Below are 26,295 nucleotides of genomic sequence, written 5' to 3' on the forward strand. Positions count from 1 at the left end.
GGCCAAGCTCATCCTGATAGGCATTCACGAGCCGGTGCAGACGGTTCGGCTGCGTCAAGAGCGCCCAGTCGGCCCTCAAAAGATCAATCGTATCCTTCTCAAGCTTGATCTCGGCCTCCAGCTTGCGGACCTCCTCAAGCTTCAGATCGGCCTTGTGCTTGATCGAATAGGTGACGACGGCCGCGGCGACCATCACACCCATCAATATGACATCGAAAGTGCGCAGCATATCAGCCTCCCATCTTTTCAAGGCTGGCGAGATCGGGAAGCTCGAAGATCGAATAATCCACTGCGCGCGCCGGTGCGGTCGTGCGCAGACCGGCCCGCAGTTTGGCGGATCGGGCACGCGGATTGAGTTCCGCCTCCTCATCGCTGGCGGCGATCATCGGCTTTCCGATGTTATCGAAAATGGCGGGCTTGTCCTCCACCATCGGCAGGTGCCGGGAACCGGCGGCCTTGCCCGAACGATCGGAGAAGAATTTCTTGACGATACGGTCTTCCAGCGAATGGAAGGTGACGACGACCAGCCGGCCGCCGGGTTTCAAAACCTGCTCGGCGGCAAAAAGCGCCTGCGCCAGCTCGCCCAGCTCGTCATTGACGAAAACGCGCAGCGCCTGAAACACCCGCGTTGCGGGATGAATCTTGTCTTTGGCCTTACGCGGCGTGACGATTTCGATGAGGCCCGCCAGATCGCGGGTGGTGCGGAACGGCTCTTCCGCCCTCTTCTTCTCGATGGCGCGGGCGATGCGGCCTGGCTGCTTTTCTTCACCGAGAAAACCGAAGATGCGGATCAGATCGCTGACCTTCGCACGATTGACGACATCGGCCGCCGAAACGCCGGAACCCGACATGCGCATATCGAGGGGGCCGTTTTTCTGGAAGGAAAAACCGCGTTCGGCCTCGTCGATCTGCATGGAGGAAACCCCGATATCCAGAACGACGCCATCGAGCCCGCCTTGCGGGGCATGCTTCGCGAGATCGGAGAATTGCGACTGGATGAGGCTCAACCGGCCGCCATTGGCGGCAACCATCGCCTGACCGCCGACGATCGCGGTCGGATCGCGGTCGAGCGCGATGACGTCGGCGCCCTGATCGAGAATGGCCTGGGTGTAGCCGCCGGCGCCGAACGTGCCGTCGAGAATGATCTTGCCGGATGACGGCTCCAGCGCGGTAATGACTTCGCGAAGCAGGACCGGGATGTGACGCTGAGGTCCGCCATCGGCATCAGAAGATCGTCCGCCAGAATTCGCCGCCATTCCGTGTCCCCGTCCTAGGCGGGGCGAGCAGCCGAAAAACCGCGCCCCGCTCTTGCTTCCGCCTGCGCCGCCAAAAACGCATTCGGTTGCCAAAGCTGAAAATGATCCGCCCGTCCGACGAAGGTGACTTCGGTGGATATGCCGGTGAATTCCCGCACGAAATCCGTCACCATCAATCGACCTTCCTGGTCGAGCTTCATGAAAACGCCGCCGCCGTGAACCAGCAGCGACATCGCGTTCGCCTCGGGCGAGAAGGCATCCATCGACGCAATCTGCCGCTCGTAGCGCTCCAGCAAATCCGGACCGCCGACACTGATGGCCGGAAAGGCGAAATCCTGAAGACAATAAAGCTCCTGAATGCCGCGCCTGACCAGCACCGAACGAAACGGAGACGGAACCGAAACGCGCCCCTTGGCGTCGATCCTGTTCGTCACGTTCGATAAAAAGCGGTCCATTACTCAACTCGCCAAAACCGCATTCCGCAAAGCGAACCATCCACTTTGCAGACGACACCGGTACGCACGACACATCGCCAAGCGCCAGGGCGACGTGCCCTGCAGCAGCCCCTCGCAGGCTCCTCACTCGTTTCAGCGATTGCGGGTCAAAAACACGACCCAATGTGGTGTGCATTTGGGATATCATGGGACACTATGGGCGTCAATGGGAGAAGCCGGCACGATACCGACTTCGCATCGGAAATTCATAAGCCGTTAAGTTTAACGAATGGTTTACTTCAGCCGCAAAGACGCATTTTCACGGCACACAAAGGCGCGGTGAAACCGCCGTTTTTCTGTTTTGAAACAAGGAAATGATTTCAGCCGCACCGCTTTTGATCGCGGTTCGGGCGAATGCGCCTCTTCATCCAGCCCATGGTCTCAGCCACAATGCACGGAAGGCGGCGCACGATGGCGCTCCGCGCCTCAGGTGACGGGAGTACGATGTCATTTTTCATCGGGAGCATTCCCGCTAAAAGCATGACAGCGCACGGGGCCGCCCGACACGTCGAGGATCGGCCCCATATTTGCCCGGCAATTGAACTGCAAATGGCAATTGCTTTCGGCCCTATGGACCGCAAACATTATTTCACCGCGATGACGACCTTGCCCTTCGCACGACCGGTCTGGATATAGTCCAATGCCTCATTGGTCTTTTCGAACGGGAATATCCGATCCATCACCGGACGTATGTGATCCGCCTCGATCAGAGCGGTAATCTTTTCGAGTTGCCCGCCATTCGCGGTCATGAATAGGAAAGAATAACCGATCCCCCGGCGTTTCGATTTCCTCCTGATGTCGAAACTGAGCAGGCGCATGACCTGACGAAGCAGCCAGCCGAAGCCATTTTGCCGGGCGAAATCCGGATCGGGCGGCCCGGAAATCGAAATCAGCTTCCCGCCCGGTTTCAGCACTGCGATGGATTTTTCCAGCGTGTCTTTTCCGAGGCTGTTCAGCACGACGTCATAGCCCTGCAACACTTCAGCGAAGTCTTCCTTTTTGTAGTCGACCACGACGTCCGCACCGAGACTTCTTACCAGATCCATGTTGCCTGTACTCGTGGTCGTGGCCACATATGCCCCGAGATGTTTGGCAAGCTGGATCGCGATAGTGCCTACGCCGCCCGAACCGGCATGGATCAGCACCTTCTGTCCCTTCTGCACATTGGCCCGCTCGACAAGCACCTGCCATGCCGTCAGGGCGACAAGCGGTATGGATGCGGCCTCTTCCATGGTCAGATTGTCCGGCTTCATCGCCACATCGGCCTCATCGATGGCGATATACTCGGCAAATGTCCCGATACGTGCCTGGTCCGGTCGGGCATAGACCTCGTCACCGGGCTTGAATTTGCGGACATTGGCACCGACGCGGACCACGACACCCGCCACATCGTTGCCCAGCACCAGCGGAAGGCGGTACGGCAGGATGAGCTTGAACTCTCCGTCCCTGATCTTGTTGTCCAGAAGGTTGACGCTGGCGGCGCGGATTTCGACCAGAACGTCGTTTACGCGCAACTCCGGCTCGGGGATCTCGCCGAGCCGCAATGCGCCGCCTTTCTTGTAGCGATCGATCAGAAATGATTTCATCGGACTAACTTTCGTTTCTGTGGCCGGCACCCGGCACCGGCAATAAAAGCTCAATCGGGAAGCCTGCTGAATTTCCGAAAGCTCCTGTCGACGAAGGACTCAGGCAGGAAGCGGCGGATGAAGCGGGCCTGCCCCGCAGCTTTTCCGGCAGTATAGCGTCGTTTGGGCGCTGCCGTATTGGCGGCCTCTACGACAACTTTTGCGACCACCTCCGGGGCATCGCCCTTTTCGATGACGTCACGCATCAGTTTCTCGGCGTCCGCCCGAACCGTATCGTAGAGGGCAAGCGGCCGGTCTGGCCGTGTGATGTTTTCTTCGAAGGAGGTGCGGGTCACCCCCGGCTCGACAAGCACGATGCGGATGCCCTGCGTTCGCACTTCATGGTCAAGAGATTCCGAATAGCCTTCAATGGCGTGCTTGGTCGATGCGTAAAGCGCATTATAGGGGGCTGGGATCAGCCCGAGTATGGAACTGAGGTTGACGATACGGCCACGACGCTGCCGTCTCATGACGGGCAGAACCGCATTTGTCACGCGCATCACGCCGAACACGTTGACGTCGAATACGGCCTTCGCCTGCTCCGCCGTCGATTCTTCCGCACCGCCCAGCAAACCGATCCCGGCATTGTTGACGAGAAGATCGATCCTTCCTGCGCGGCTCAAAACCTCGTCCACCGCGCGCCGCACGGACGCATCGTCGGTAACGTCGCAGATCAGCATCGTGATCCCATCCTCGATGTCGGGCATCGGCTTTCGGCTGGTGCCGAACACACGGTAACCATCGCGCCGGAGCGCCCGCGCCGTCACCAGCCCGATGCCGGAGGATGCGCCCGTCACCAGGGCAATGCCGCGTTCTGTCTTGCTCATCTGCGTCCACTTTCATTTTGTTATGGAACAACAATGAGCATTGAGTTACTATCAAATCGATACAAAGTCACTACTAAAAAGATATCGACATGAAAAATCTCTCAAACCAGCCCTGCCTCATCGCCCGCAGCCTCGCCCTTGTCGGCGACGCCTGGAGCATGCTGATCATGCGCGATGCCCATGCGGGCCTCACCCGCTTCGATGATTTTCGCAAGAGCCTCGGCATCGCACCAACGATGCTCACAGCGCGGCTTTCATCGCTGACCGAAGAGGGATTACTGGTGAAACGCCGTTATTCCGATCGTCCGCCACGCTACGAATATATGTTGACGGAAGCCGGCCGCGATTTTCTGCCGGTCCTCTTTGCAATAGGCGCATGGGGAAACAAGCATCGCGGCGGCGGTGAGGTAACCCGTTTTTTCGACGCTGAGACCGGAACGGAAATCGATCCCGTCACCATAGACCGCGTGACCGGCGCTCCAGTCGGAACCCGTCCCATTCGTATCGCTAAACCCGAATGAGCACCTTCACCGCAAGTGCGCCGGATTAACAGAGAGGCATCGCACACAGGCAGGAAAATTCGCCAGTTGGCCTGTAAGCCGGGTTCTGTATGGCCCCGGTTTGACCCGGAACGTGGCAGCCATTCATCTGGGACGGCATTTGCATGCCGCCTCGCGCAACCCACCCGGATGACGGGCCTGGAAACCGGCTGTGAACGGGCTTTCGCCCGCCCCGTGTCATCCCTATTCGGTCTTGCTCCCGGTGGGGTTTACCTTGCCGCCGCTGTTACCAGAAGCGCGGTGGGCTCTTACCCCACCCTTTCACCCTTACCATGCGATGCATGGCGGTTTGCTCTCTGTGGCACTTTCCCTGGGGTCGCCCCCGCCGGACGTTATCCGGCACCGTATTTCCGTGGAGCCCGGACTTTCCTCACCTTACCGTCTTTCGACATTGGTAAAGCGCGGCTGCCCGGCCAACTGGCATGGGCTGCATAACCATGTTCCGAGGCGAAAGCCACCGAAAAGCGTAAGCGAAGATCAAAGAAATGCCGGCTTGAAATCCGTCGCAAAGGCACCGTCGGCGATTTTTCCGTCCCGCAGCAGCATAGCACCGAGCCGTCCGATCTCATCGGAACTCTTGGCCGCCGTGCCGTTGCCGCCGGTCAGAACCGCAATCTTCGGCGAAGCGGTGAAGCCGATGGCCGGATAACCGCTTTGCGTTTTGGAGACGACGCAGGCGGCCATCGAGACACGCGAGAGATCGATGGAAGGCACCAGCGATCCGACGATCTCCGAGAGATGATCACGCACACTTTCGCGTCCGCCGGCGCGGAACCATTCCCGGATTTCCGGGTCGCTGCCGAGCCTCTTGTCGTCGGGATCGCCGCCGATCTTCAGATAGAATTTGCCATCGGGATAACGCACCGGCGGCAGAAGATAGATATGTTTCGTCGTGTCGCGCGGCTCATAGATCAGCGACGGCATGTCCGCATATTGATCCAGATCGCCCTCATCTACTTCGAAGAAAGCGACGGTGCGCGCATAAACATCAAGGGCCACCGGCTGCGGCAGCAGATCTTTCGTAATCGAGAAGCCGCCGGCCGCCACCAGCACCCGGTCTGCGGTATAAACCGCACCCGAGGCCGTCTCCACCCGTGCGCGACCATCCTCTTCCCGAGTCGAGACGACGATATCGTCAATAAGCGTGACACCCGCCTTTTCAGCGAGAACAGCCTGTGCCTTCACCAGCCCACGCGGGTTGACGTATCCGGCATTGTTTCTCTCGAATACCCCCTCGCAACCCGGCTCGAAGGAGAAATAGGGAAAGCGGCTTTTCAGGCTTTCACCGCCGAGCAGTTCCGTCGAAACCCCGAGCCGCGCCGCCGCCTTGCGGACATCGTCGACAAAAGGATTATCGCCGCCCCGTTCGGGCCCCACCATCAGGCAGCCAACCGGCGCATAAAATTCAACGCCGCTTCTTGCGGCAATATCGGAGTAACGCGCTATCGAGCGGTTGGCGAGCAGCGCCCAGTCGGCATCGCCGTCGATGGTACGGGTAATCCGCGCCTCGTCATAGTGGCTGGCGAAGACTCCCTGATGCGATTTGATGTCGGCAGGCTCACCGGGGCCGATCAACGCGACGCCATCCACCGTTTCGGCCAGATGGCGGGCGGCGGCGGCACCCATCATGCCGCGACCCACGACGATGTATCTGAAATGTCCCGACATGCCGCCCTCTTCACCCACTCATTTCCGTCGCAACCTTGTAGCTGCTTCGTCCCTGAATGTCAGACGAAAACCGGCGACATTTCGGCGGCGAATTCATCCTCGGTCAACTGGCCGTTCAAAAGCAGCATGGCGCCCAGTCGGCCGATTTCGTCCGAAGACTTGGCGGAGACGAAATTGCCGCCGGTCAGAACCGCGATATTGGAGGATTGCGTATAGCCGATATAGGGATACCCGCTGCGGGTGATTGAGGCGACACACGAACCGGAAGTGACCGGGCAGCCGGCAAGCTCCGGCATCAAGGAGAGCGCCCGCTTTTTCAGAAACTCCACCTCACCCGGCGTGCCATCCGAATGGAACCAGTCAACCGCGTCAGTGAGCGTTTCAAGCCTGCCCTTTTCGCTTTCGCCGCCGATCTTCAGATAGACCTTGCCATCGGGATAACGCACCGGCGGCAGGATATAGACGATGTCGTCCTCGGTCTCCGCCAGCACGATGGTGGAAGGCATCGCACCGAACAGCGCCTGCCGCGCCTCATCCAGCTCGAAAAAGACGATGGTGCGGCCCGTGGCCGCCATATCGACCGGAGAAGGCAGAAGCTCGGCCATGTTGGTGAAACCGCCGGCCGCTACGATGACCTTTTCAGCCGTATGAACCGCCCCTTCTCGAGTGGAAACCTCGACGCCATGGGAAGTATCGCGAATATGCGCCGCCGTCTGGCGCACAAGCCGCGCGCCCTGCGCGACGGCAATCGTGCATTGCGCCTTCACCAAGGCGCGCGGATTGACGTGGCCGGCATATTGCGCCTCGAAATAACCGCTGTGATCGGCCGGCGGGGAGAACATCGGAAACCGGCCAGCCAGCGCATCAGTGCCGAGTGTCTCTACGCCGAGACCGAGACGGTCGGCCGAGGCAAGCGCGCGCGAGACATAGTCCCCCGCAAGCCCCTTGCCGTTTCCGGTAAACAGGCAGCCCGCTTCCGTGAAAAAGCGGATGCCGCTTTTGGCCTCGATCTCCGCATAACGGCGGATGGAGCGCTGCGCCAGTTCCGCCCAGACCGGATCGCCATCAAAACCGCGGGTAATGCGCGCTTCGTCGTAATGGCTCGAAAACACACCCTGATGGGTCTTGCGATCGGCGGGTTCGTCCGGGCCGATCAGCGCCACGCCATCCGTTTGCACTGAGAGATGCCGCGCCGCAGCCGCTCCCATCATCCCGGCCCCGACAACGATATATTTGAAATCCGGCATGCCATGCTCCGTATCAGATTTGCTTCTGACTACAGCATGCCGGGCCGAACCGGAATCGCTTTTCGCAATTCCGCAGACGATCGATAGCGGCCTCAGCCGGCCAGCAGCGCCTGCACCTTGCCGCAATAACGCTTGGAGACCGGGTTCATCCGGGTGGCGCCATGGCCTGCATTGTAACGCAGGATCGTGCTGCACACCTGGCCGCCGCCAAGCTGATGCGCCGTCGCCAGATATTGCATGCCCCAGCGAATATTGGTCTCGGGATCGTAGAGCGCCTTGGTCGTGCCGCGATAGCCCATCATCCGCGCCGTCGCCGGCTTGATCTGCATCAGCCCAACCTCGCCTGCGCTGCCGCGAGCCTTCGGATTGAACTTGCTTTCCACCGAAACCACGGCATGCGCCAGATTGGTGGGAACGCCGTAACGCTTGGCATATTTGACGATCAGATCGGAATAGTCGTTCCTGAGCGAGGATGGCAGGCTCTTTTCGGGAATGGGATAACCGGGCTTGCGGAAGAAGGTCTCCAGCGTCACGGTTTTGGTCTTGACGTCCTCGTCTTTGGCAAAAGCAATCCCCGCCTGCGAAGCGAGCATAACAACGCCCGCCACGACAGCAACAACAACCCTGTTCATATGTAGAAAAAGTCTCCAGATCGGATGACAGAAACAATGAAGCGACACAAATAATCTGCGCCCGGAAAGTCGATCACGACCTTCCGCTGTCCGGTCTCCTTGATTGATATTGACGGCAGGTTCCCCTGAAGAACGACACCGCATGCAGTGACGTTCTTAAACTTCCTCAATGCGGATTAACTGTGGCACGGCAAAAAAAGCGACTTGAACGGCAAGAAAATCGGGAACGATTTTCCAGAATTCGCGTTCAGGCGGCCGAAAATCTCGGCAGGCTCGCGATCAGCCGATGCAACGTGTCGATGGTGGAGAAATCCGCGATGCCATCCACCAGAGCGGGACGGAAATGCCGCTGGAAGGCAGCCACGGCGCCTTCGGTTTTCTCGCAATAAGCGCCTGTAATTTCAACGCCATAACCATAGATGGACAGCATCGACTGCAGCGCTTCGACCGGTTGGCCATGATCGCCGCGCTGGAAAAAACGGCCGCCACGGATCGGCGCAGGCTCCACCCAATGGCCGACACCGTGCTGCGACAGGATGTCCCACGGGAATTTTTCACCCGGATCGACCTTGCGGATCGGCGCGACATCCGAGTGCGCCAGCACCCTTTCAGGGGCGATAGACCAGCGCTGGCCGCAATCGCGACACAATTCGATGACGGCTTCCACCTGTTTCTTCGGAAATTCCGGCAGGCCGCCGGGATGGCCCTGATTGGCGATCTCGATGCCGATGGAGCGGGAATTGATGTCCTCATCCCCCGCCCAGATGCTTTTACCAGCGTGCCAGGCACGGCGGGTTTCAGGCACGAGCTGGATGACGCGCCCGTCCTCGAAGACGAAATAATGGCTGGAAACCTGACTTTCCGGATTGCAGAGCCACGACAGCGCGCCGTCGGCCGTCGTCATGCCGGTATAATGCAGCAGAATAATATCGGGGCCGGCCACACCCAGCCTTTCGCCATGGTTAGGCGAAGGCGCAACGGCTGCGCCCCCGAAATCCGGGGTAAAATCCGGCAGACATTCACTCATGCGACGCGGCGTTCTTTCTCGATGGCCGCATAGGCGGCGTTGAGAGCCGCCATACGCTCATTCGCGGCCGCATGCAATTCCATGGGAACGCCGCGTGCAATGAGCTTGTCAGGATGGTGTTCGGCAACCAGCGAACGATAACGCCGGCGAATATCGGAAAAATCGTCGGAAGGCGAAACGCCGAGCACGCGATAGGGGTCGCGCCCGTCCATATGGACATGCCGCGCCATGATCGTTTCGAAGTGATCTTCGGTGATACGGAAGATTTCCGCGATCCGGCCGAGGAAGGCCAGTTCCCGCTCATGGATCAGCCCATCGGCCTTGGCGATGTGGAACAGGCCGTCGATGACGCTTTCCAGCATCTCGCAATTGGCGTGCCCGGAACCGCACAGACCGGCAAGCCGCTCCGCATAGGCCTCGTAACCGGCAACGTCCTGACGGGCGAGATTATAAAGACGGGCGACGTTCTTGGCTTCTTCTTCCGGAAAATCGAAGATTTGCCGGAAGGCGCGCACCTCGGCATCGTTGACGACACCGTCGGCCTTCGCCATCTTGGCGGAAAGCGCGATGATGGCCACGGAAAAGGAAACCTTGCGGCGCGTCTCCGGATCGCCCTCGAAAAGGGTGCGGATGGCTTCCACCACGCGCCCGAGCGCACCGCCTGCCGCGTCGCCGATTGCGCCGAGCAGCCGTTCCCACAGGGATGAAATTTGCAGACAGGCGAAATCGAACATCATGCGACAAGCATGACGGGATATTGCCGCGAATGCAATATGTCCAGCTGGCCGGCGGCATTAACTTTTATTCATCTTTGCGACAGTTTTGCTTCAGGAACAAGAGAGCCGCAGACGATGGGGCCATGGTTTTCCACAGACGACGGGGAGCCGGCCACCGGCTATGCCGATTGAAACGATTATATTCCACCACTTTGCTCAAGCCGCTGAAAAGCCGCGAGAAATCGGCGTTTTTCTTTATAAATTCACTTTACACCTACACGCGGCTGTCGCATCCATTTGCCAGACATGTCTTTGGGTATATGTGAAAAGGAGAGCCATGATGGCCAAACAGAAAGTCGCAATGCTGACCGCGGGTGGCCTTGCGCCCTGTCTCTCTTCGGCCGTGGGCGGCCTGATCGAGCGTTATAGCGACATTGCGCCTGATATCGACATCGTGGCCTATCGCTCCGGTTATCAGGGCGTACTTCTGGGTGACCGTATCGAGATCACCAGGGATATGCGGGAAAAGGCGCATCTGCTGCACCGTTACGGCGGCTCGCCGATCGGCAACAGCCGCGTCAAGCTCACCAATGCCGCCGATTGCGCCAAGCGCGGTCTGGTCAAGGAAGGCGACAATCCGCTTCGCGTCGCAGCTGACCGGCTGGCGGCTGACGGCATCACCATTCTCCACACTATCGGCGGTGACGACACCAACACGACGGCTGCGGACCTTGCCGCCTATCTCGGCGCCAACGGCTACAATCTCACCGTTGTCGGCCTGCCGAAGACGGTGGATAACGACGTTGTGCCGATCAAGCAATCGCTCGGCGCCTGGACGGCCGCCGAAGTCGGCGCGTCCTTTTTCGACAATGTCAGCAACGAGCAGAGCGCAGCGCCGAAAACCTTCGTCATCCACGAAGTCATGGGCCGCCATTGCGGCTGGCTGACGGCCGCCACCGCCCGCGCCTATATCCAGAAGACCAGCGGCAACGACTATGTCGAAGGCCTGATGATGAACACGCAGATGAAGAACATCGACGGCATCTACCTGCCGGAAATGGCCTTCGACATCGAGGCGGAAGCCGAGCGCCTGAAGGAAATCATGGACAGGAACGGTTATGTCACGCTGTTCGTTTCCGAAGGTGCCGGCCTCGATTCCATCGTCGCCGAACGCGAAGCCTCCGGTGAAGCCGTCAAGCGCGACGCTTTCGGCCATGTGAAGATCGACACCATCAATGTCGGCGGCTGGTTCCAGAAGCAGTTCGCCAGCCTCATCGGTGCGGAACGCTCCATGGTGCAGAAATCTGGCTATTTCGCCCGCTCCGCCGCCGCCAATGGCGACGACCTGCGCCTCATTCAGGGCATGGTCGATCTCGCCGTCGAAAGCGCGCTCAACAAGGTCTCCGGCGTCACCGGCCATGACGAAGACCAGAATGGCAAATTGCGGACCATCGAGTTTCCGCGTATCAAGGGCGGAAAGCATTTCGACCTCTCTGCAAAATGGTTTACCGAAGTGATGGAACACGTCGGTCAGCCGTTCACAGCGGCCTGATTTTACGATAGGCTAAAATAATACGGCGACAGGGAGGGCAAGGAGGAAGAGAATGTCTGGACAGGCCTGGCTGATTTTTTGTGCAGCATGTGCCGTTGTGTTCGCACTCCCCTCTCCCCTTGTATTCTCTGTCGCCTCCTATGCCGCCATTCGCGGCAAAAAGACGGTCTTCGCCTCCGTCATCGGCGGTGCGCTCGGCATCGTCACAGCCATGACGATTTCCGCCATTCCGGTGGCCGGGCTCGCCTGGCTGCCGCAATCCTTCGTGGAAATCGTGCAATGGGCCGGCATCGGCTGGCTGATGCTGTTCCTCCTGTGGACCTTCGCCACGCCTGCCGCCCAGGCGGCCAATGCCGATAATGACAATCTGCCGGGCAAATCCTGGAGCGGCATTTTCCGCGATTGTTACGCCATTGCCGCCCTGCGCCCGCGCTACTTCGCTTTCTTTCTGGCGTTGCTGCCGCAATTCGTGTCCACCTCCGGCAATGCAATTGAAACGCTCGCCATGGCGCAGGCCGCCATCCTGCTTCTGGCGCTGGTGATTCTGACCGCGCAGGCGCTGTTTGCCGGGCCTACTCTGGCGATGGTGCGCCGCATGTCAGGCGATAAAAAAATCCGGCCGAAATACCGCACCCACTTCATTTCCGGCCGCGCCGTCAGCGCCGGATACAGGCGCATCGCGGCCTGAAAAATCGCCCGAAAGCCGGGAAGAAACGTCCCGGCTTGCCGCTATCCTTACAATAGGTTAATGAAGGCTCGACGGGACACTGCCTGCTTCGCTCGACGCGGGGGTATCGAAAGACAGGCATAACGAAGGCGGCAACATGCGAAATTCGGGAAAATTCCGCGGAAGAAGTGCACTTCTTCTGTCTTCCACCGTGGGTCTGGCACTGGCATTGAGCGCATGCACCAGCGTCGAATATACCGCCAAGGAAGGGCCGAACGGCCCGAAGATCGCAACAGTCAATCCCGCGACCACTCCTGCGCAGACATCGGCGCAGCCGGCAACGGCCGAAGCAGCAGCGGGCGCGACCCCGGCAGCAGCAACGGTGCAGACCGCCGAAACCGCAACCCCTTCCCAGCCTGCAGCACTTCCCACCGCCGTCGCCGTCAAGGGCGGACGCGTGGCGCTGCCGCCGGCTTCTGAAATTGCTGCAGCCGCAGCCATCGCCGCCCAGATGCAACCGCAGCAGAACGAAGTCGCCCAAGCGAGTGTGACGACATCTGCGCCGACCACAGCCACGGCACTCGCACCGACAAGCGCCACTCCGGCGGCCGTAGCCATCGAAACGGCTGACGTGGCGGCCAAGCCGGCTGCCCACAATGCCGCTGCCGATCTGCCGCAGGTGGTTGCCGTCAAGGGCAGCTTCCCGCCCGCACCGCCGCCGCCCGGTTCGCCCTCCATCGGCACCGAGCTGACTGCGGAACGCAAAGTCATTCCGCTGCCGAAGCCGGACAGCACGGTTCTGGCCTATGCCGCCGGCCCGACCAATGCTGCGCTGGCCGCCATCCGCCAGAACGAATCGATGACGACGCCGCTCAATTCGGCCCCGGCCGGACGCGAAAAGCTGAGCGGCCTTATTACCAAATACGCCACCATGTATGATGTGCCGGAAGATCTGGTTCACCGCGTGGTGCGGCGCGAAAGCATGTATAATCCCGGTGCCTATAGCAGCGGCAATTTCGGCCTGATGCAGATCCGGCACGCCACGGCACGCTCCATGGGCTTCGATGGCCCCGCCTCCGGCCTGTTCGATGCCGAAACCAACCTCAAATACGCCGTCAAATATCTGCGCGGCGCATGGGTTGTGGCAGGCAACGACCGCGACAACGCAGTCCGGCTTTACGCGCGCGGTTATTATTACGACGCCAAGCGCAAGGGCATGCTGCACGTTCTGCGCAAGTGATGGCCTCCGGCTCTGTTATGCGAATGCAACCGCGCGGCTTTTCTTAAGCCGCCGGGTGTTTTCATTTCGTCATCCTGATTGGGCGGCGCGGGCTGGTTTTCCACCGACACCCCTATTCCCCGCCTTTGCCCACAGCCCCTGTCATCAAATTGTAGTGTCACGGCTGTAGACGCCTCTCAATCGACTGAGAGGTGAACAAATGACGAGTGCGGCACCCAAGACCGGCTTCAGCAAGAACACGAAACTGAAGTCCGCATTGCTCCAGCACAAGGCACTCTCCAAAAGCGGTCTGTCCGAGCGCTTCTTCGGCGTCCTCTTTTCCGGCCTCGTCTATCCGCAGATATGGGAAGACCCGGAAATCGACATGGAAGCGATGGAGCTTGGCGAAGGTCATCGCATCGTCACCATCGGCTCGGGCGGCTGCAACATGCTGGCCTATCTCTCCCGCAATCCGGCCAGCATCGATGTCGTGGACCTCAACCCGCACCACATCGCGCTGAACAAGCTGAAGCTCGCCGCCTTCCGCCATCTGCCCGCCCATCAGGACGTGGTGCGCCACTTCGGCCGCGCCAATACGCGCAGCAACAGCCACGGTTACGACCGCTTCATCGCCGAGCATCTCGACGCCACGACCAAGGCTTACTGGTCGAAGCGCACCCTTTCCGGCCGCCGCCGCATCTCTGTCTTCGACAGGAACATCTATCGCACCGGCCTGCTCGGCCGCTTCATCGGCGCCGGCCATCTCATGGCCCGGCTGCACGGCGTGAAACTCACCGAAATGGCCAAGACCCGGACGCTGGACGAACAGCGCCAGTTTTTCGACAGCAAGGTGGCGCCGCTGTTCGACAAGCCGGTCGTGCGCTGGCTGACGAAGCGCAAAAGCTCGCTGTTCGGCCTCGGCATTCCGCCTCGGCAATATGACGAGCTGGCCAGCCTTTCCGCCAATGGCACGGTTGCATCCGTGCTGAAGGAGCGGCTGGAAAAGCTCGCCTGCAACTTCCCGCTCAGCGACAATTATTTCGCCTGGCAGGCCTTTGCGCGCCGTTATCCCGAACCGCATGAGGGCGCGCTGCCCGCCTATCTCAAGCCGGAATATTACGAGACGATCCGCAACAACACCGCCCGCGTCGCGGTGCACCACGCCACCTATACCGAACTTCTCTCCAGAAAGCCGGCAAGCGCCGTCGACCGCTATATCCTCCTCGATGCGCAGGACTGGATGACGGACACGCAGCTCAACGAATTGTGGTCGCAGATCAGCCGCACCGCCGCATCGGGCGCGCGCGTCATCTTCCGCACAGCGGCCGAAAAGAGCGTCATCGAAGGCCGGCTTTCGCCTGACATCCGCAACCAGTGGGTCTATCTCGAAGAGCGCTCCAATGAGCTCAACGCCATGGACCGCTCAGCCATCTACGGCGGTTTCCATATCTACCAGAGGGCTATGGCATGAAAACCATCGGCGAGAATGTGGGCCTTGCAGACAGCGCGCATGCGAGCCTGATGGACCGCATGTATCGCCACCAGCGGCATATCTACGATATCACCCGCAAATATTACCTTCTCGGCCGTGACAGGACCATTTCCGGCCTCGATGTGCCGAAGGGCGGCACGCTGTTGGAAGTCGGCTGCGGCACCGGCCGCAACCTACTGCTGGCCAGCCGCAAGTTTCCGCAGGCGAGACTGTTCGGCCTCGACATTTCGGCCGAAATGCTGCTGACCGCAGCCGAGAATTTCGCCGGCAAGGCGGAACGCCCCATTCTGCGCGTGGCCGACGCCACTGCTTTTCGCGCCTCCGAATTCGGCCAGCCCGACGGCTTCGACCGCGTCATGATCCCCTATGCGCTGTCGATGATACCGGACTGGGAAAAGGCGATCGAACAGGCGCTCACGGCGCTGAAACCCGGTGGCTCGCTGCATATCGTCGATTTCGGCCAGCAGGAACAATTGCCGAAGTGGTTCCGCACCCTTCTGCAGGCCTGGCTCAGCCGTTTCCACGTCACGCCCCGCGCCAATCTTCGCTATGTTCTGGCCAATATGGCCGGCCGTTTCGACGGTAATCTCGAATTCGAGGAAATCGCCCGGGGTTATGCCTGGCGGGCTGTCATCACGCTTCCGGTTGCCGAAGCGCAGCAGCCGAAAATCCACCGCATCTTGGCCGACGCCTGATTCCCGGCGGATTGCGAAACCCGCCTGCGCGCATGCGACGTTGCCTTCAAGGCTCCGCCCGGCGAGGTTTCAGCAGTAAAAATCGCAAATCGCTTCAAATCCAGCGGCTTGCGAGATGCAAAAAAGCACCTTGCCCCTTGCCATAACCGCTTGTTTACCATGTTATGCGTAAATCGGGAGATACGGCGCGCCGTTTTGCGGCTGCGGGATGGGCAACACTTTCATCAGGGTTTCAATGCGGCTGCGTTTATCGGCACTATTGTCGGCTTTGCTGTTGATCGGCGGCTGCACCTCCACCAGCTATGACCTGCTGGAAACCGCATCCGTTTCCAGGCCGAAATTTTCCGATACCGATCCGCAGGATTTCGGCACGAACAACCCGCACCGCCATGAGGTGCACGGCATCGACGTGTCCAAATGGAATGGCGATGTCGACTGGCCGACCGTTCGCAAATCAGGCGTGTCCTTCGTCTTCATCAAGGCGACGGAGGGATCGGACCGCATCGATCCGAAATTCGGCGACCATTGGCGCAGCGCGGCGGCGGCAGATGTTCTGCACGCGCCCTACCACTTCTATTATTTCTGTTCGACAGCAGACGCCCAGGCCGACTGGTTCATTCGCAACGTGCCGAAGGAAGCCGTCACCCTGCCCCCGGTTCTCGACGTGGAATGGAACCCGGCCTCGCCCACCTGCAAGACGCGCCCGGCGCCCGGCATCGTTCGCGCCGAGATGCAGCGTTTCCTCGACCGCATCGAAGCCCACTATGGCAAGCGTCCGATCATCTATACCTCGGTGGACTTCCACCGCGACAACCTCGTCGGTCAGTTCAAGGATTACCATTTCTGGGTCCGCTCCGTCGCCGCCCATCCGGCCAAGATTTACGAAGATCGCAAATGGGCCTTCTGGCAATATACTGCAACCGGCGTCGTGCCCGGCGTGAACGGTCCGACCGACATCAATGTCTTTGCCGGCACGGAGAAAAACTGGCGGAAATGGATTGCTTCCGCCAAATAACACGGCCAAGAAGCAACACTTTTGAAAAATCGGCGTTGTTCTGCAGCGTCAGATCATTCGGTCCGTTTTTTTGTCGCAAACATATGGGTAAAGCGGGCTAACAACCTATCGAGGAAATTCCCATGCCCACGTTCCGGTCGCGCAGCATCGTTTTTGCCGCCGCTTTGTCGCTTCTTTCCACCGGCTCCGCCCTCGCCACACCGCCAGTGGCCGCGCCCGATGATCCCAAGCAGGTTGCCTGCGGCGGCGATCTCGGTGCATTCCTCGAAGGCGTGAAAGCCGATGCGCTTGCCAAGGGCATTCCGGCCGACGCGATCCAGAAGGCGCTTGCCGGCGCGCAGATCGACCCGAAGGTGCTCTCGCGTGACCGTGCACAGGGCGTCTTCCGCCAGACCTTCCTGGAATTTTCCCAGCGCACCGTCAGCCAGGCCCGTCTGGATATCGGCCGCAAGAAACTTCAGGAACTCTCCTCCACCTTCGCCCGCGCCGAAAACGAATTCGGTGTACCGGCCGGCGTCATCGCTGCCTTCTGGGCCATGGAGACGGATTTCGGCGCCGTTCAGGGCGATTTCAACACCCGCAACGCGCTGGTGACCCTCTCGCATGATTGCCGCCGCCCGGAACTCTTCCGCCCGCAGCTTCTGGCGCTGATCGAAATGGTCCAGCACGGCGATCTCGATCCCGCCGCCAATACCGGCGCATGGGCCGGTGAAATCGGCCAGGTGCAGATGCTGCCCAAGGACATCATCGCCTTCGGTGTCGACGGCGATGGCGACGGCCACATCAACGTCAAGAGCAGCGCCCCGGATGCGATCCTGACGGCTGCGAAATTCATCCAGCATCTCGGCTTCAAGAAGGGCGAACCCTGGATTCAGGAAGTCTCGCTGCCGGAAAACCTGCCCTGGGAAAAATCCGGCCTCGGCGGTCCGCTGACCGCGGGTGACTGGTTCGCACTGGGCGTGACCCCGCGCGACGGTAACAGAAACTTCGCCACCCTGCCCGCTGCCCTCATCATGCCGCAGGGACGCAAGGGACCGACCTTCATCACCTATCCGAACTTCAACATCTATCTGGAATGGAACCAGTCGTTCATCTACACGACCTCGGCCGCCTATTTCGCCACCCGCCTCATGGGCTCTCCCGTCTACAACAAGGGCAACCCGGAGCCCGGTTTCGACGATGCGACCATGAAGGAGCTTCAGACCAAGCTTGAAGCGCGCGGACACAATGTCGGCAAGGTGGATGGCATTCTCGGTTCCGGCACCCGCGTCGCCATCCAGAAGGAACAGCAGCGTCTCGGACTGCCCGCCGATGGCTGGCCTTCGACCGCACTTCTGCAGGCGCTTTAAGCAATCTTAACGGCGCCTTCCGGCCCTTAATCTGTCGGACGGAATCAAGGCATAAAGTGTTAATCTCGACCTGATGACTGGGGATAACACCCCGGTCATTTACTTTTTTTAAACATATGAAGCACTGCGTGATAAGAAAATAATCTTTTATTATCAGATAACTACAGAAATTTCTTTTTTATGTCGTCTGGAGACGTGCTGCACTGCATCACAAAAACCGCTTTTCAACCGCCACAAAACGGTCATATTATCGAACCTGTCAACAAGAGGAGGCACCCATGGGACTTACAAAATCTCTCAATGCCTTGGCAGTCGGTTTGGCGTTTTTGTTCGTAGCGATGATGCTTTTCATCTGACGAGACGTGAAGACCAAACGCAGATAAGAACCGTAGATGACACGAGTTTAAAAAGCGCAGGCCCTGAGGGACCTGCGCTTTTTTCATGTCGGTAATCCGCTGTGTAAAATCAGGCTGCGCTGCGGCGCAGACGCTCCAGCCCGAGATTTTCAAGCACCGCATCGACCAGCGGCGCGCGGTTCATGGTGTAGAGATGGAACTCATTGACGCCACGCCGCTGCAGATCGGCGATCTGCTCGGCGGCAACCTCCGCGGCCACGCGGGCACGACCTTCCAGATCGTCGTCATAACCTTCGAAACGCTCATCCAGAAAACCGGGAATGCTGGTGCCGCAGCGACCGGCGAAACGCTTGAGCTGGGTGAGGTTCTGGATCGGCATGATGCCCGGAACCACCGGAATGGTGATGCCTGCCGCCGTCACCCGCTCCATATAGCGCTCGAACACGTCATTATCGAAGAAGAACTGCGTCAGGGCCCGCGTCGCGCCATTATCAGCCTTGCGCTTCAGCATATCGATATCGACCGCTTCGCTTGCGCTTTCCGGGTGCTTTTCCGGATAGGCCGACACGGAAATCTCGAAATCGGCAATTTCACGCAGCCCCTTCACCAGAGCGGCGGCGTTCTCATACCCTTCGGGATGCGGTTTATAGGCTGTGCCGATGCCAGTGGAGGGATCGCCGCGCAGCGCCACGAAATGACGAACGCCGGCATTACGAAACTCTTCAATGACCTGATGCACGTCCTCACGGCTGGCATCCACGCAGGTCAGATGCGCGGCGGTCGCCAGATGACTGTCGCCGATCATGCGGCGCACCGCATCCAGCGTCGGCGCCTTGGTGGAACCGCCGGCGCCATAGGTGACGGACACGAAATCCGGGTTCCATTTCTTCAGCTCGGCAACCGTTTCCCAGAGCTGGGTTTCCATCTCGGGATTCTTGGGCGGGAAAAACTCGAAAGACAACCGGATATCGCCATCACGGCGCGCGGTTTCCGACCTCAACATATCATGCCCTCCCGGCAGCAAATAAAACGGCCTCTTGCACCACATCGTCTGCCATCAGCAGCCGCTGGTCTCGGGCAACCCATATCGTCACGTCCAGCGCTTCGTCGGACGCTTTTTCAGAATGAAGATCGACGGCGCGCTCCAGAGAGAGCCCGGCCTTCTTCAGCCACTCTTCCATCAGCGGATGCGAGAAGCCCAGCCGCACATGCGCATGCTCGTCACGCAGATATTCGAAGGAATGCGGCGCAAGATCGATAACGATCAGCCGCCCGCCGGGGCGCAGCATGCGCGCGGCTTCGGAAAGCGCAATCTCCGGCTGGTCGAGGAAATGCAGAACCTGATGGATGACGATCAGATCGAAATCGTGCCCTTCAAGCGGCAGGTTGAGAATATCGCCATGGCGCACGGACGCGTTGACCACGCCCGCCTTGTCGAGATTGGCGCGCGCCACCGAGAGCATGTCACGGCTGGCATCAACGCCGATCGCCCGGCGATAGATGCCGCTCAGAAGCTGCAGGATGCGGCCGGTGCCGGTGCCGAGGTCGAGAAGAGAATCGATGGGCGTCGTGCCCACCAGCTTCAGGAGCGCACCTTCCACGGCCTCGTCGCTGACATGCAGGCGGCGCAACTCGTCCCAGGCGGAGGCGTTGCGGCTGAAATAATCCTGCGCCCGCTCCGCCCGCACCCGCTTGACGGTGGCAAGCCGCTCGCTGTCGCGCTGGAGAACGGCGTCGGAGGGCGATGCGGCGCCAAGCAGCTGCCGGACAACAATGGCGGGCTCACCATCCTGCCGCAAACGGAAATAGGCCCATGCGCCTTCCTGATAACGCTCGATCAGCCCCTCTTCCGTCAAAAGCTTGAGGTGACGGGAAATGCGCGGCTGCGACTGGCCGAGAATTTCGGTAAGATCGGTGACCGTCAGATCGCCGGCCGCCAAAAGCGCCAGCAAGCGAAAGCGCGTCGGCTCACCCGCCGCCTTCAGAAGATCCACCAATTTGTCCAGACCGAACGCCACTCTGCCGCGCCTCGCAAGCTAATCAAGATATAAAGATATCTTTATGTCGATGTGGCGTTCGATGCAAGCGCAAAGTGTCGTTGGACATGATCGTGTCCACTTATTACACGGAAAAAGGCCCGCTTTGCGGCGGGCCTTTCTGAAGGGATCCGGAAAAGGATCAGCGCGTCAGGCGCTTGTAGCTCACCCGGCCGGGCTTGATGCTTTCCGGGCCGAGGCGGCGGACCTTGTCCTTTTCGTAGTCTTCGAAGTTGCCTTCGAACCATTCCACATGGCTGTCACCCTCGAAAGCGAGAATGTGGGTGGCCAGGCGGTCGAGGAACATGCGGTCGTGGCTGATGATAACGGCGCAACCGGCAAAGGCTTCCAGCGCTTCTTCGAGCGCGGCGAGCGTTTCCGTATCAAGGTCGTTGGTCGGTTCGTCGAGCAGCAGCACGTTACCGCCGGCCTTCAGCATCTTGGCAAGGTGCACGCGGTTACGCTGACCGCCCGAGAGATTGCCGACCTTCTGCTGCTGATCGCCGCCCTTGAAGTTGAAAGCGCCGCAATAGGCGCGCGAGTTCACTTCGAACTTGCCGAGCTTGATGATGTCGTTGCCGCCAGAGATTTCCTCCCAGACGGTCTTGTCACCCGCCAGCGTATCGCGGCTCTGGTCGACATAACCGAGTTGAACCGTCTCACCGACAGTCACCGAACCGCTATCCGGCTTTTCCTGACCGGTGATCATCTTGAACAGCGTGGACTTACCCGCACCGTTCGGACCGATGACGCCGACGATGCCGCCGGGCGGCAGCTTGAAGGACAGGTTTTCGATCAGCACGCGGTCGCCATAGGACTTCGTCAGATTGTCGGCTTCGATGACGACGCGGCCAAGACGCTCGGCAACCGGAATGACGATCTGCGCATCGCCGGGACGGCGGTTTTCCGCTGCTTCCACCAGCTCGTCATAGGCCTTGATACGCGCCTTGGATTTCGTCTGGCGTGCCTTCGGGCTGGAGGCGATCCACTCGCTTTCGCGGCTGATGGCCTTCTGGCGCGATGCGTCTTCACGGGCTTCCTGCTGCATGCGCTTGGCTTTCGCCTGCAGGTAAGCGGAATAGTTGCCTTCGTAAGGAATGCCGCGGCCACGGTCGAGTTCGAGAATCCAGCCCGTGACGTTGTCGAGGAAGTAGCGGTCGTGGGTGATCATCATCACGGCGCCGGGATAATCGCGCAGGTGCTTTTCAAGCCACGCAATGGTTTCCGCGTCGAGGTGGTTGGTCGGTTCGTCGAGCAGCAGCAGGTCCGGCTGCGACAGCAGCAGACGGCAGAGCGCCACGCGGCGGCGTTCACCACCCGAGAGACCGGTCACGGCCGAGTCGCCGGGCGGGCAACGCAGCGCGTCCATGGCCATTTCGACCTGGTTTTCCAGATCCCACAGGTTCTGGCTGTCGATGATGTCCTGAAGCTTCGCGCCTTCATCCGCCGTTTCGTCGGAATAGTTCATCATCAATTCGTTGTAGCGGTCGACGATGGCCGTCTTGCTCGCCACGCCTTCCATGACGTTTTCCATCACGGTCTTGTTTTCGTCGAGCTTCGGCTCCTGCTCGAGATAACCGAGCGTCGCGCCTTCGGCCAGCCAGGCCTCGCCGGTATATTCCTTGTCGAGGCCGGCCATGATTTTCAGAACAGTCGACTTACCGGCGCCGTTCGGGCCGAGGATACCGATCTTGGCGTCGGGGTAGAAGGAGAGATGCACATTCTCCAGAACCTTCTTCGCACCGTAGGCCTTGTTCAGCCCGGCCATGTGATAGATGAATTGACGTGCCATTGTAGCGAATGCTCCACATCGGATTTTTAAGAGTACGTATCGGGAAATTTGCCGCTATGTAGGGTAAATAGGACCTTGGGGCAACCTCTGGCACGATTATGACCCCATGATTATGACAAGGGATGTTATGGCAGGGACAGCCGCGATCATGAATGAAACGACCGACGACTTGGCCTTCAGCCGTATTGAGAGGCTGGAAGCCCCCTCCGGCGCATCCATCGCCTTTCGCCACCAGCCCTCCGCTCTTGCCCCTGCGCGCGGCGTGCTGATGATCTGCCACGGGCTGGTTGACCACGCGGGCCGTTATCGCCGGCTTGCGGATGTGATGTCGAAGCAGGGTTTCGAAGTCTATGCCCACGACCATCGCGGCCATGGCCGCACGAGAGCGGCGGATGCGCCTCTCGGCCGTTTTGGCTGGAAGGACGGTGCGGAAAAGGTCGTTGCCGATGTCATGGCGATGCGCCGGATGGTCGGCGAAAGGCATCCCGGCCTGGCCACGATCCTGTTTGGCCATTCCATGGGCGGCCTCGTGGCGCTGAACACCGCCGTCAGCCATCCGGATGCCTTCGATGGCCTCTCCATCTGGAATTCCAATCTCAATCCCGGTTTCATGGGCCGTGTCGCGCAGGTTCTGCTGCGGCTGGAAAAAATGCTGAAAGGCTCGGATGTGCCGAGCGCCATTCTGCCGAAGGCAACCTTCCGCGTGTGGAATGCCCGAATGCCGGAAAGGCGCACCCATGCCGACTGGCTGAGCCACGACAGGGCGGCGGTGGACGCCTATGTGGAAGACCCGCTCTGCCAGTTCGAGGCGAGCGTTTCCCTGTGGCAGGATGTCTTCGAACTCTCCTATCGCGCACCGAAACTCATCGAGCGCCTGCCCAAGAATTTGCCGCTTCTCCTCGTCAGCGGCGATCAGGACAAAGCCACCAATGACGGCAAAGAGATCGTCTGGCTGGCGGAGCGTTTCCGCGAGGCAGGTTTCAGCCATGTCGAGCACACGATCTACAAGGGCATGCGGCACGAGACGCTCAACGAAATCGGCTGGCAGCCCGTCGCGGCGGATTTCGCCGCCTGGTGCGGCCGCGTCGTCGGCGATTGAGGGGCCTTTGCCGAAACGGAATAAGTCCATGAGATAAAATCACATGCGACGCGGCAAGCAGCGGTCTATAAACCGGCAGACACAAAATACCGGGGGACCGATGATCGACATGCCAAACAGGAAACCGCCGCTATCAGGCATTCGCGTCATCGAGCTGGCGCGTGTTCTGGCCGGTCCCTGGGCAGGGCAGATGCTGGCCGATATGGGTGCCGACGTCATCAAGGTCGAAAACCCCGAGGGCGGCGACGATACCCGCGCATGGGGACCGCCTTTCGTCGAAAGCGACGATGGGGAAAACCTCTCCGCCGCCTATTACCACGCCACCAATCGCGGCAAACGCTCCATCGTCGCCGATCTGAAGACACCGGAAGGCTGTGAGCTGGTGCGCCGGCTGGTGCGCACCGCCGATGTCGTCATCGAAAATTTCAAGCGCGGCGGGCTTGCCAAATATGGCCTCGATTACGAGAGCCTGAAGGCGCTCAACTCGAAGCTGATCTATTGCTCCATCACGGGCTTCGGCCAGACCGGGCCTTATGCCGATCTCGCCGGATACGACTATATCGTTCAGGGCATGTCCGGCTTCATGTCGATAACGGGCGAAGCGGACGGCCAGCCGATGAAGGCGGGCGTAGCGGTTGCCGATATTTTCACCGGCATCTATTCCGTGTCGGCCATTCAGGCGGCGTTGATCCACGCCATCCGCACCGGCGAAGGCCAGCATATCGACATGGCGCTTCTCGATGTGCAATCGGCAGTGCTCGCCAACCAGAACATGAATTACCTGATTTCCGGCAAGCCTCCCGTTCGGCTCGGCAACGCCCATCCGAATATTTCCCCCTATGAGGTGGTGCCGACGGCCGACGGTTTCCTCATCCTCGCGGTCGGCAATGACGGCCAGTTCCGCCGCCTCTGCGCCATTCTCGGCATCGGCGCGATTGCCGATGACGAACGTTATGCGACGAACAAGGCCCGCGTGGCCCACAAAGCGGAAGTCCGGCAGATCGTTTCCACCGAAACGCTGAAATGGCAGAAGCGCGATCTTCTGACCGCCTGCGAAAAGAACGCCGTTCCGGCCGGGCCGATCAATTCCATCGAGGAAATGTTCGCCGATCCGCAGGTGAAGGCGCGCGGCCTCCGCGTTGATCTGGAGGCGGAAGACGGCACCGTCATCCCTGGTGTCCGCACACCCATTATCATGTCGCAAACGCCGCTGCGCTATGAACGCCCGAGCCCCAAGCTCGGCGAACATCAGGCGCAGGTGCTGGCCGAACTGGAAAACATCGAAAGGACCACGACGCCATGAAAAGAACAGGCGGGCAATTGATCGTCGACGCGCTGAAGGCCAATGGCGTCTCCCGCGTTTCCTGCGTTCCGGGCGAAAGCTATCTCGCCGTGCTGGATGCGCTTTATGAAAGCGGCATCGAAACCGTGGTCTGCCGCCAGGAAGGCGGCGCCGCCATGATGGCCGACACCTGGGGTCGGCTGACCGGCGAACCCGGCATCTGCATGGTAACTCGCGGACCGGGCGCCACCAACGCCTCGGCGGGCCTGCATATCGCAAGGCAGGATTCCATTCCGATGATCCTCTTCATCGGCCAGGTGCAGCGCGAAGCGCGTGAGCGCGAGGCGTTTCAGGAAGTGGAATATCGCCGCGCCTTCACCGAATTCGCCAAATGGGTGGGCGAGATCGACGATGCCCGCCGCATTCCCGAATTCGTCACCCGCGCCTTTGCCGTCGCCACCTCCGGCCGCCCCGGCCCGGTGGTGCTGACGCTGCCCGAAGACATGCTGGTGGAAGAGGTCGAAGCGCCCAAGGCAAAACCCTATACCCCTGTCGAAGCGCATCCCGGCCCGTCACAGATGGCCGCCTTCGCAAAAATGCTGGGCGAGGCGAAGCGCCCGGTCTTCATCATCGGCGGCACGCGCTGGTCCGAGGAAAGCGTCGCAGGCTTCAAGGCTTTTGCGGAAAACAACAAGCTGCCTGTCGGCTGTTCCTTCCGCCGCCAGATGCTGTTCGATCACCTCAGCCCCTCCTATGCGGGCGATGTCGGCATCGGCATCAACCCGGCGCTGGCCAAGGAGATCAAGGAGGCCGATCTCGTGGTGCTGCTCGGTGGCCGCCTCTCCGAAATGCCGTCTTCCGGCTATACGCTGCTGGACATCCCCTACCCGTCGCAGAAACTCGTCCATATTTATCCGGAAGCCGAAGAGCTTGGCCGCGTCTATCGACCGGATCTGGCGATCTGCGCTGCACCGGATGACTTCGTTGCCGCCCTCTCCTCGCTTACGCTTTCCGCAAATGTATGGGCGGATCGCACTGCCGCCATGCATGCGGCCTATCTCACCTGGTCCACCCCGCCGAAGACCGGCCCCGGCGCTGTGCAGATGGGTCCGATTATGGACTGGATCGAGGCCAATGTGCCCGAGGATGCGATCTTCACCAATGGCGCGGGCAACTATGCCACCTGGGTCCATCGCTTCCACCGCTTCCGTCGCTACAATACGCAATCGGCCCCGACATCAGGCTCGATGGGTTACGGCCTGCCGGCGGCGGTCGCGGCCAAGCATCTGTTCCCGGAACGCGAGGTGGTCTGCTTTGCCGGTGACGGCTGTTTCATGATGCATGGGCAGGAATTCATCACCGCCGTGCGGTACGGCCTGCCGATCATCACCGTACTGGTCAATAACGGCACCTACGGCACGATCCGCATGCATCAGGAGCGGGAATATCCCGGCCGTGTCAGCGGCACCGACCTCGTCAATCCGGATTTCAACGCCTTTGCCAAAGCCTATGGCGGCCACGGCGAAACGGTGGAAAGAACGCAAGACTTCGCCGCCGCCTTCGAACGGGCGCGGGCCAGCGGCAAGCCGGCCATCATCGAGGTAAAGCTGGATGCGGAAGCGATCACGCCAACGCGTACCCTGACGCAGATCAGGACCGGAAGCTGATATGACGCATGGACACGGCTCC

General features: G+C 60.2%; 24 protein-coding genes and 1 other RNA gene. 11 read left to right on the top strand and 14 right to left on the bottom strand.

Annotation, left to right across the window (positions count from 1 at the left end; genetic code table 11):
- The 5 genes from ftsL to I3J13_RS13655 all read right to left on the bottom strand — a co-directional run.
- A partial coding sequence (gene ftsL, locus I3J13_RS13635) for a cell division protein FtsL (RefSeq protein ID WP_420867942.1) occupies window positions 1-229 on the bottom strand: 229 nt, incomplete at its 3' end.
- Window position 230: 1 nt separating this feature from the next.
- Window positions 231-1,256: a 16S rRNA (cytosine(1402)-N(4))-methyltransferase RsmH gene (gene rsmH / locus I3J13_RS13640; protein WP_196379145.1), complete on the bottom strand. Its 1,026-nt coding sequence runs from the start codon at window positions 1,254-1,256 to the stop codon at window positions 231-233.
- 14 nt (window positions 1,257-1,270) lie between these two features.
- Window positions 1,271-1,711 (bottom strand): division/cell wall cluster transcriptional repressor MraZ, encoded by a 441-nt coding sequence (gene mraZ, locus I3J13_RS13645; RefSeq protein ID WP_003522190.1) that lies wholly within the window; start codon window positions 1,709-1,711, stop codon window positions 1,271-1,273.
- Window positions 1,712-2,334: 623 nt separating this feature from the next.
- A complete protein-coding gene (locus I3J13_RS13650; RefSeq protein ID WP_196379146.1) occupies window positions 2,335-3,336 on the bottom strand; it encodes an NADP-dependent oxidoreductase in 1,002 nt (333 codons plus the stop codon).
- A 50-nt stretch (window positions 3,337-3,386) separates the two neighbouring features.
- Window positions 3,387-4,202: an oxidoreductase gene (locus tag I3J13_RS13655; RefSeq protein ID WP_196379147.1), complete on the bottom strand. Its 816-nt coding sequence runs from the start codon at window positions 4,200-4,202 to the stop codon at window positions 3,387-3,389.
- Between the two features lie 89 nt (window positions 4,203-4,291).
- Between I3J13_RS13655 and I3J13_RS13660 the strand changes: the two genes are divergently transcribed.
- A complete protein-coding gene (locus I3J13_RS13660) occupies window positions 4,292-4,723 on the top strand; it encodes a winged helix-turn-helix transcriptional regulator (protein WP_196379148.1) in 432 nt (143 codons plus the stop codon).
- Window positions 4,724-4,781: 58 nt separating this feature from the next.
- Here the strand turns inward: I3J13_RS13660 and rnpB are convergent.
- From rnpB to I3J13_RS13690, 6 genes are all read right to left on the bottom strand, one after another.
- Window positions 4,782-5,183: RNase P RNA component class A (gene rnpB, locus I3J13_RS13665), an RNA gene on the bottom strand.
- Window positions 5,184-5,239: 56 nt separating this feature from the next.
- Complete coding sequence (locus tag I3J13_RS13670; RefSeq protein ID WP_196379149.1) at window positions 5,240-6,430, bottom strand: FAD-dependent oxidoreductase; 1,191 nt, start codon at window positions 6,428-6,430, stop codon at window positions 5,240-5,242.
- 59 nt (window positions 6,431-6,489) lie between these two features.
- Complete coding sequence (locus I3J13_RS13675) at window positions 6,490-7,677, bottom strand: FAD-dependent oxidoreductase (RefSeq protein WP_196379150.1); 1,188 nt, start codon at window positions 7,675-7,677, stop codon at window positions 6,490-6,492.
- A 92-nt stretch (window positions 7,678-7,769) separates the two neighbouring features.
- A complete protein-coding gene (locus I3J13_RS13680) occupies window positions 7,770-8,309 on the bottom strand; it encodes a lytic transglycosylase domain-containing protein (protein ID WP_003522187.1) in 540 nt (179 codons plus the stop codon).
- Between the two features lie 247 nt (window positions 8,310-8,556).
- Window positions 8,557-9,336, bottom strand: coding sequence for an N-acetylmuramoyl-L-alanine amidase (locus tag I3J13_RS13685; protein WP_196379151.1), 780 nt, complete (start codon window positions 9,334-9,336; stop codon window positions 8,557-8,559).
- Window positions 9,333-10,073, bottom strand: coding sequence for a J domain-containing protein (locus tag I3J13_RS13690; RefSeq protein ID WP_003522185.1), 741 nt, complete (start codon window positions 10,071-10,073; stop codon window positions 9,333-9,335). Before I3J13_RS13690 ends, I3J13_RS13685 begins: the two co-directional genes overlap by 4 nt.
- A 319-nt stretch (window positions 10,074-10,392) precedes the next feature.
- Here I3J13_RS13690 and I3J13_RS13695 point away from each other — a divergent pair, with 319 nt between their 5' ends.
- The 7 genes from I3J13_RS13695 to I3J13_RS13725 all read left to right on the top strand — a co-directional run bounded on the left by I3J13_RS13695 (window position 10,393) and on the right by I3J13_RS13725 (window position 18,041).
- A complete protein-coding gene (locus tag I3J13_RS13695; RefSeq protein WP_080816458.1) occupies window positions 10,393-11,604 on the top strand; it encodes a pyrophosphate--fructose-6-phosphate 1-phosphotransferase in 1,212 nt (403 codons plus the stop codon).
- 52 nt (window positions 11,605-11,656) lie between these two features.
- Window positions 11,657-12,292 (top strand): LysE family translocator, encoded by a 636-nt coding sequence (locus I3J13_RS13700; protein ID WP_003522183.1) that lies wholly within the window; start codon window positions 11,657-11,659, stop codon window positions 12,290-12,292.
- 136 nt (window positions 12,293-12,428) lie between these two features.
- Window positions 12,429-13,511, top strand: coding sequence for a lytic transglycosylase domain-containing protein (locus I3J13_RS13705; protein ID WP_196379152.1), 1,083 nt, complete (start codon window positions 12,429-12,431; stop codon window positions 13,509-13,511).
- 199 nt (window positions 13,512-13,710) lie between these two features.
- Window positions 13,711-14,961 (top strand): BtaA family protein, encoded by a 1,251-nt coding sequence (locus I3J13_RS13710; RefSeq protein ID WP_059756626.1) that lies wholly within the window; start codon window positions 13,711-13,713, stop codon window positions 14,959-14,961.
- Window positions 14,958-15,677 (top strand): class I SAM-dependent methyltransferase, encoded by a 720-nt coding sequence (locus I3J13_RS13715; protein ID WP_196379153.1) that lies wholly within the window; start codon window positions 14,958-14,960, stop codon window positions 15,675-15,677. Before I3J13_RS13710 ends, I3J13_RS13715 begins: the two co-directional genes overlap by 4 nt.
- Before the next feature lie 235 nt (window positions 15,678-15,912).
- Window positions 15,913-16,692 (top strand): glycoside hydrolase family 25 protein, encoded by a 780-nt coding sequence (locus I3J13_RS13720; RefSeq protein ID WP_035239183.1) that lies wholly within the window; start codon window positions 15,913-15,915, stop codon window positions 16,690-16,692.
- A 122-nt stretch (window positions 16,693-16,814) separates the two neighbouring features.
- Window positions 16,815-18,041 carry a lytic murein transglycosylase gene (locus tag I3J13_RS13725; RefSeq protein ID WP_003522178.1) on the top strand — a complete coding sequence of 409 codons (1,227 nt, stop codon included), beginning with the start codon at window positions 16,815-16,817 and terminating at the stop codon, window positions 18,039-18,041.
- A gap of 465 nt (window positions 18,042-18,506) precedes the next feature.
- On the opposite strand, the gene metF is transcribed toward I3J13_RS13725, so the two are convergent.
- From metF to ettA, 3 genes are all read right to left on the bottom strand, one after another.
- On the bottom strand, window positions 18,507-19,400 hold the full coding sequence (metF, locus tag I3J13_RS13730; RefSeq protein WP_003522177.1) for a methylenetetrahydrofolate reductase [NAD(P)H]: 894 nt from the start codon (window positions 19,398-19,400) through the stop codon (window positions 18,507-18,509).
- A 1-nt stretch (window position 19,401) separates the two neighbouring features.
- Entirely contained in the window at window positions 19,402-20,415 is a 1,014-nt protein-coding gene (locus I3J13_RS13735; protein ID WP_196379154.1) for a metalloregulator ArsR/SmtB family transcription factor, read from the bottom strand.
- Window positions 20,416-20,575: 160 nt separating this feature from the next.
- Entirely contained in the window at window positions 20,576-22,225 is a 1,650-nt protein-coding gene (gene ettA, locus I3J13_RS13740) for an energy-dependent translational throttle protein EttA (protein ID WP_003522791.1), read from the bottom strand.
- A gap of 127 nt (window positions 22,226-22,352) precedes the next feature.
- Between ettA and I3J13_RS13745 the strand changes: the two genes are divergently transcribed.
- The 3 genes from I3J13_RS13745 (at window position 22,353) to I3J13_RS13755 (ending at window position 26,273) form a co-directional block, all read left to right on the top strand.
- Window positions 22,353-23,324, top strand: a complete 972-nt coding sequence (locus I3J13_RS13745) for an alpha/beta fold hydrolase (protein ID WP_196379155.1) — start codon at window positions 22,353-22,355, stop codon at window positions 23,322-23,324.
- Between the two features lie 100 nt (window positions 23,325-23,424).
- The gene (gene caiB / locus I3J13_RS13750) at window positions 23,425-24,627 is read left to right on the top strand and encodes a succinate--glutarate CoA-transferase (protein ID WP_196379156.1); all 1,203 of its coding nucleotides are present in this window, start codon (window positions 23,425-23,427) and stop codon (window positions 24,625-24,627) included.
- Window positions 24,624-26,273 (top strand): thiamine pyrophosphate-binding protein, encoded by a 1,650-nt coding sequence (locus tag I3J13_RS13755; RefSeq protein WP_196379157.1) that lies wholly within the window; start codon window positions 24,624-24,626, stop codon window positions 26,271-26,273. Before caiB ends, I3J13_RS13755 begins: the two co-directional genes overlap by 4 nt.
- Window positions 26,274-26,295: the final 22 nt, after the last annotated feature.

Origin of the sequence: Agrobacterium leguminum, from assembly GCF_015704895.1 — a bacterium.
In the GTDB taxonomy this organism is placed as follows: Bacteria; Pseudomonadota; Alphaproteobacteria; order Rhizobiales; family Rhizobiaceae; genus Agrobacterium; species Agrobacterium leguminum.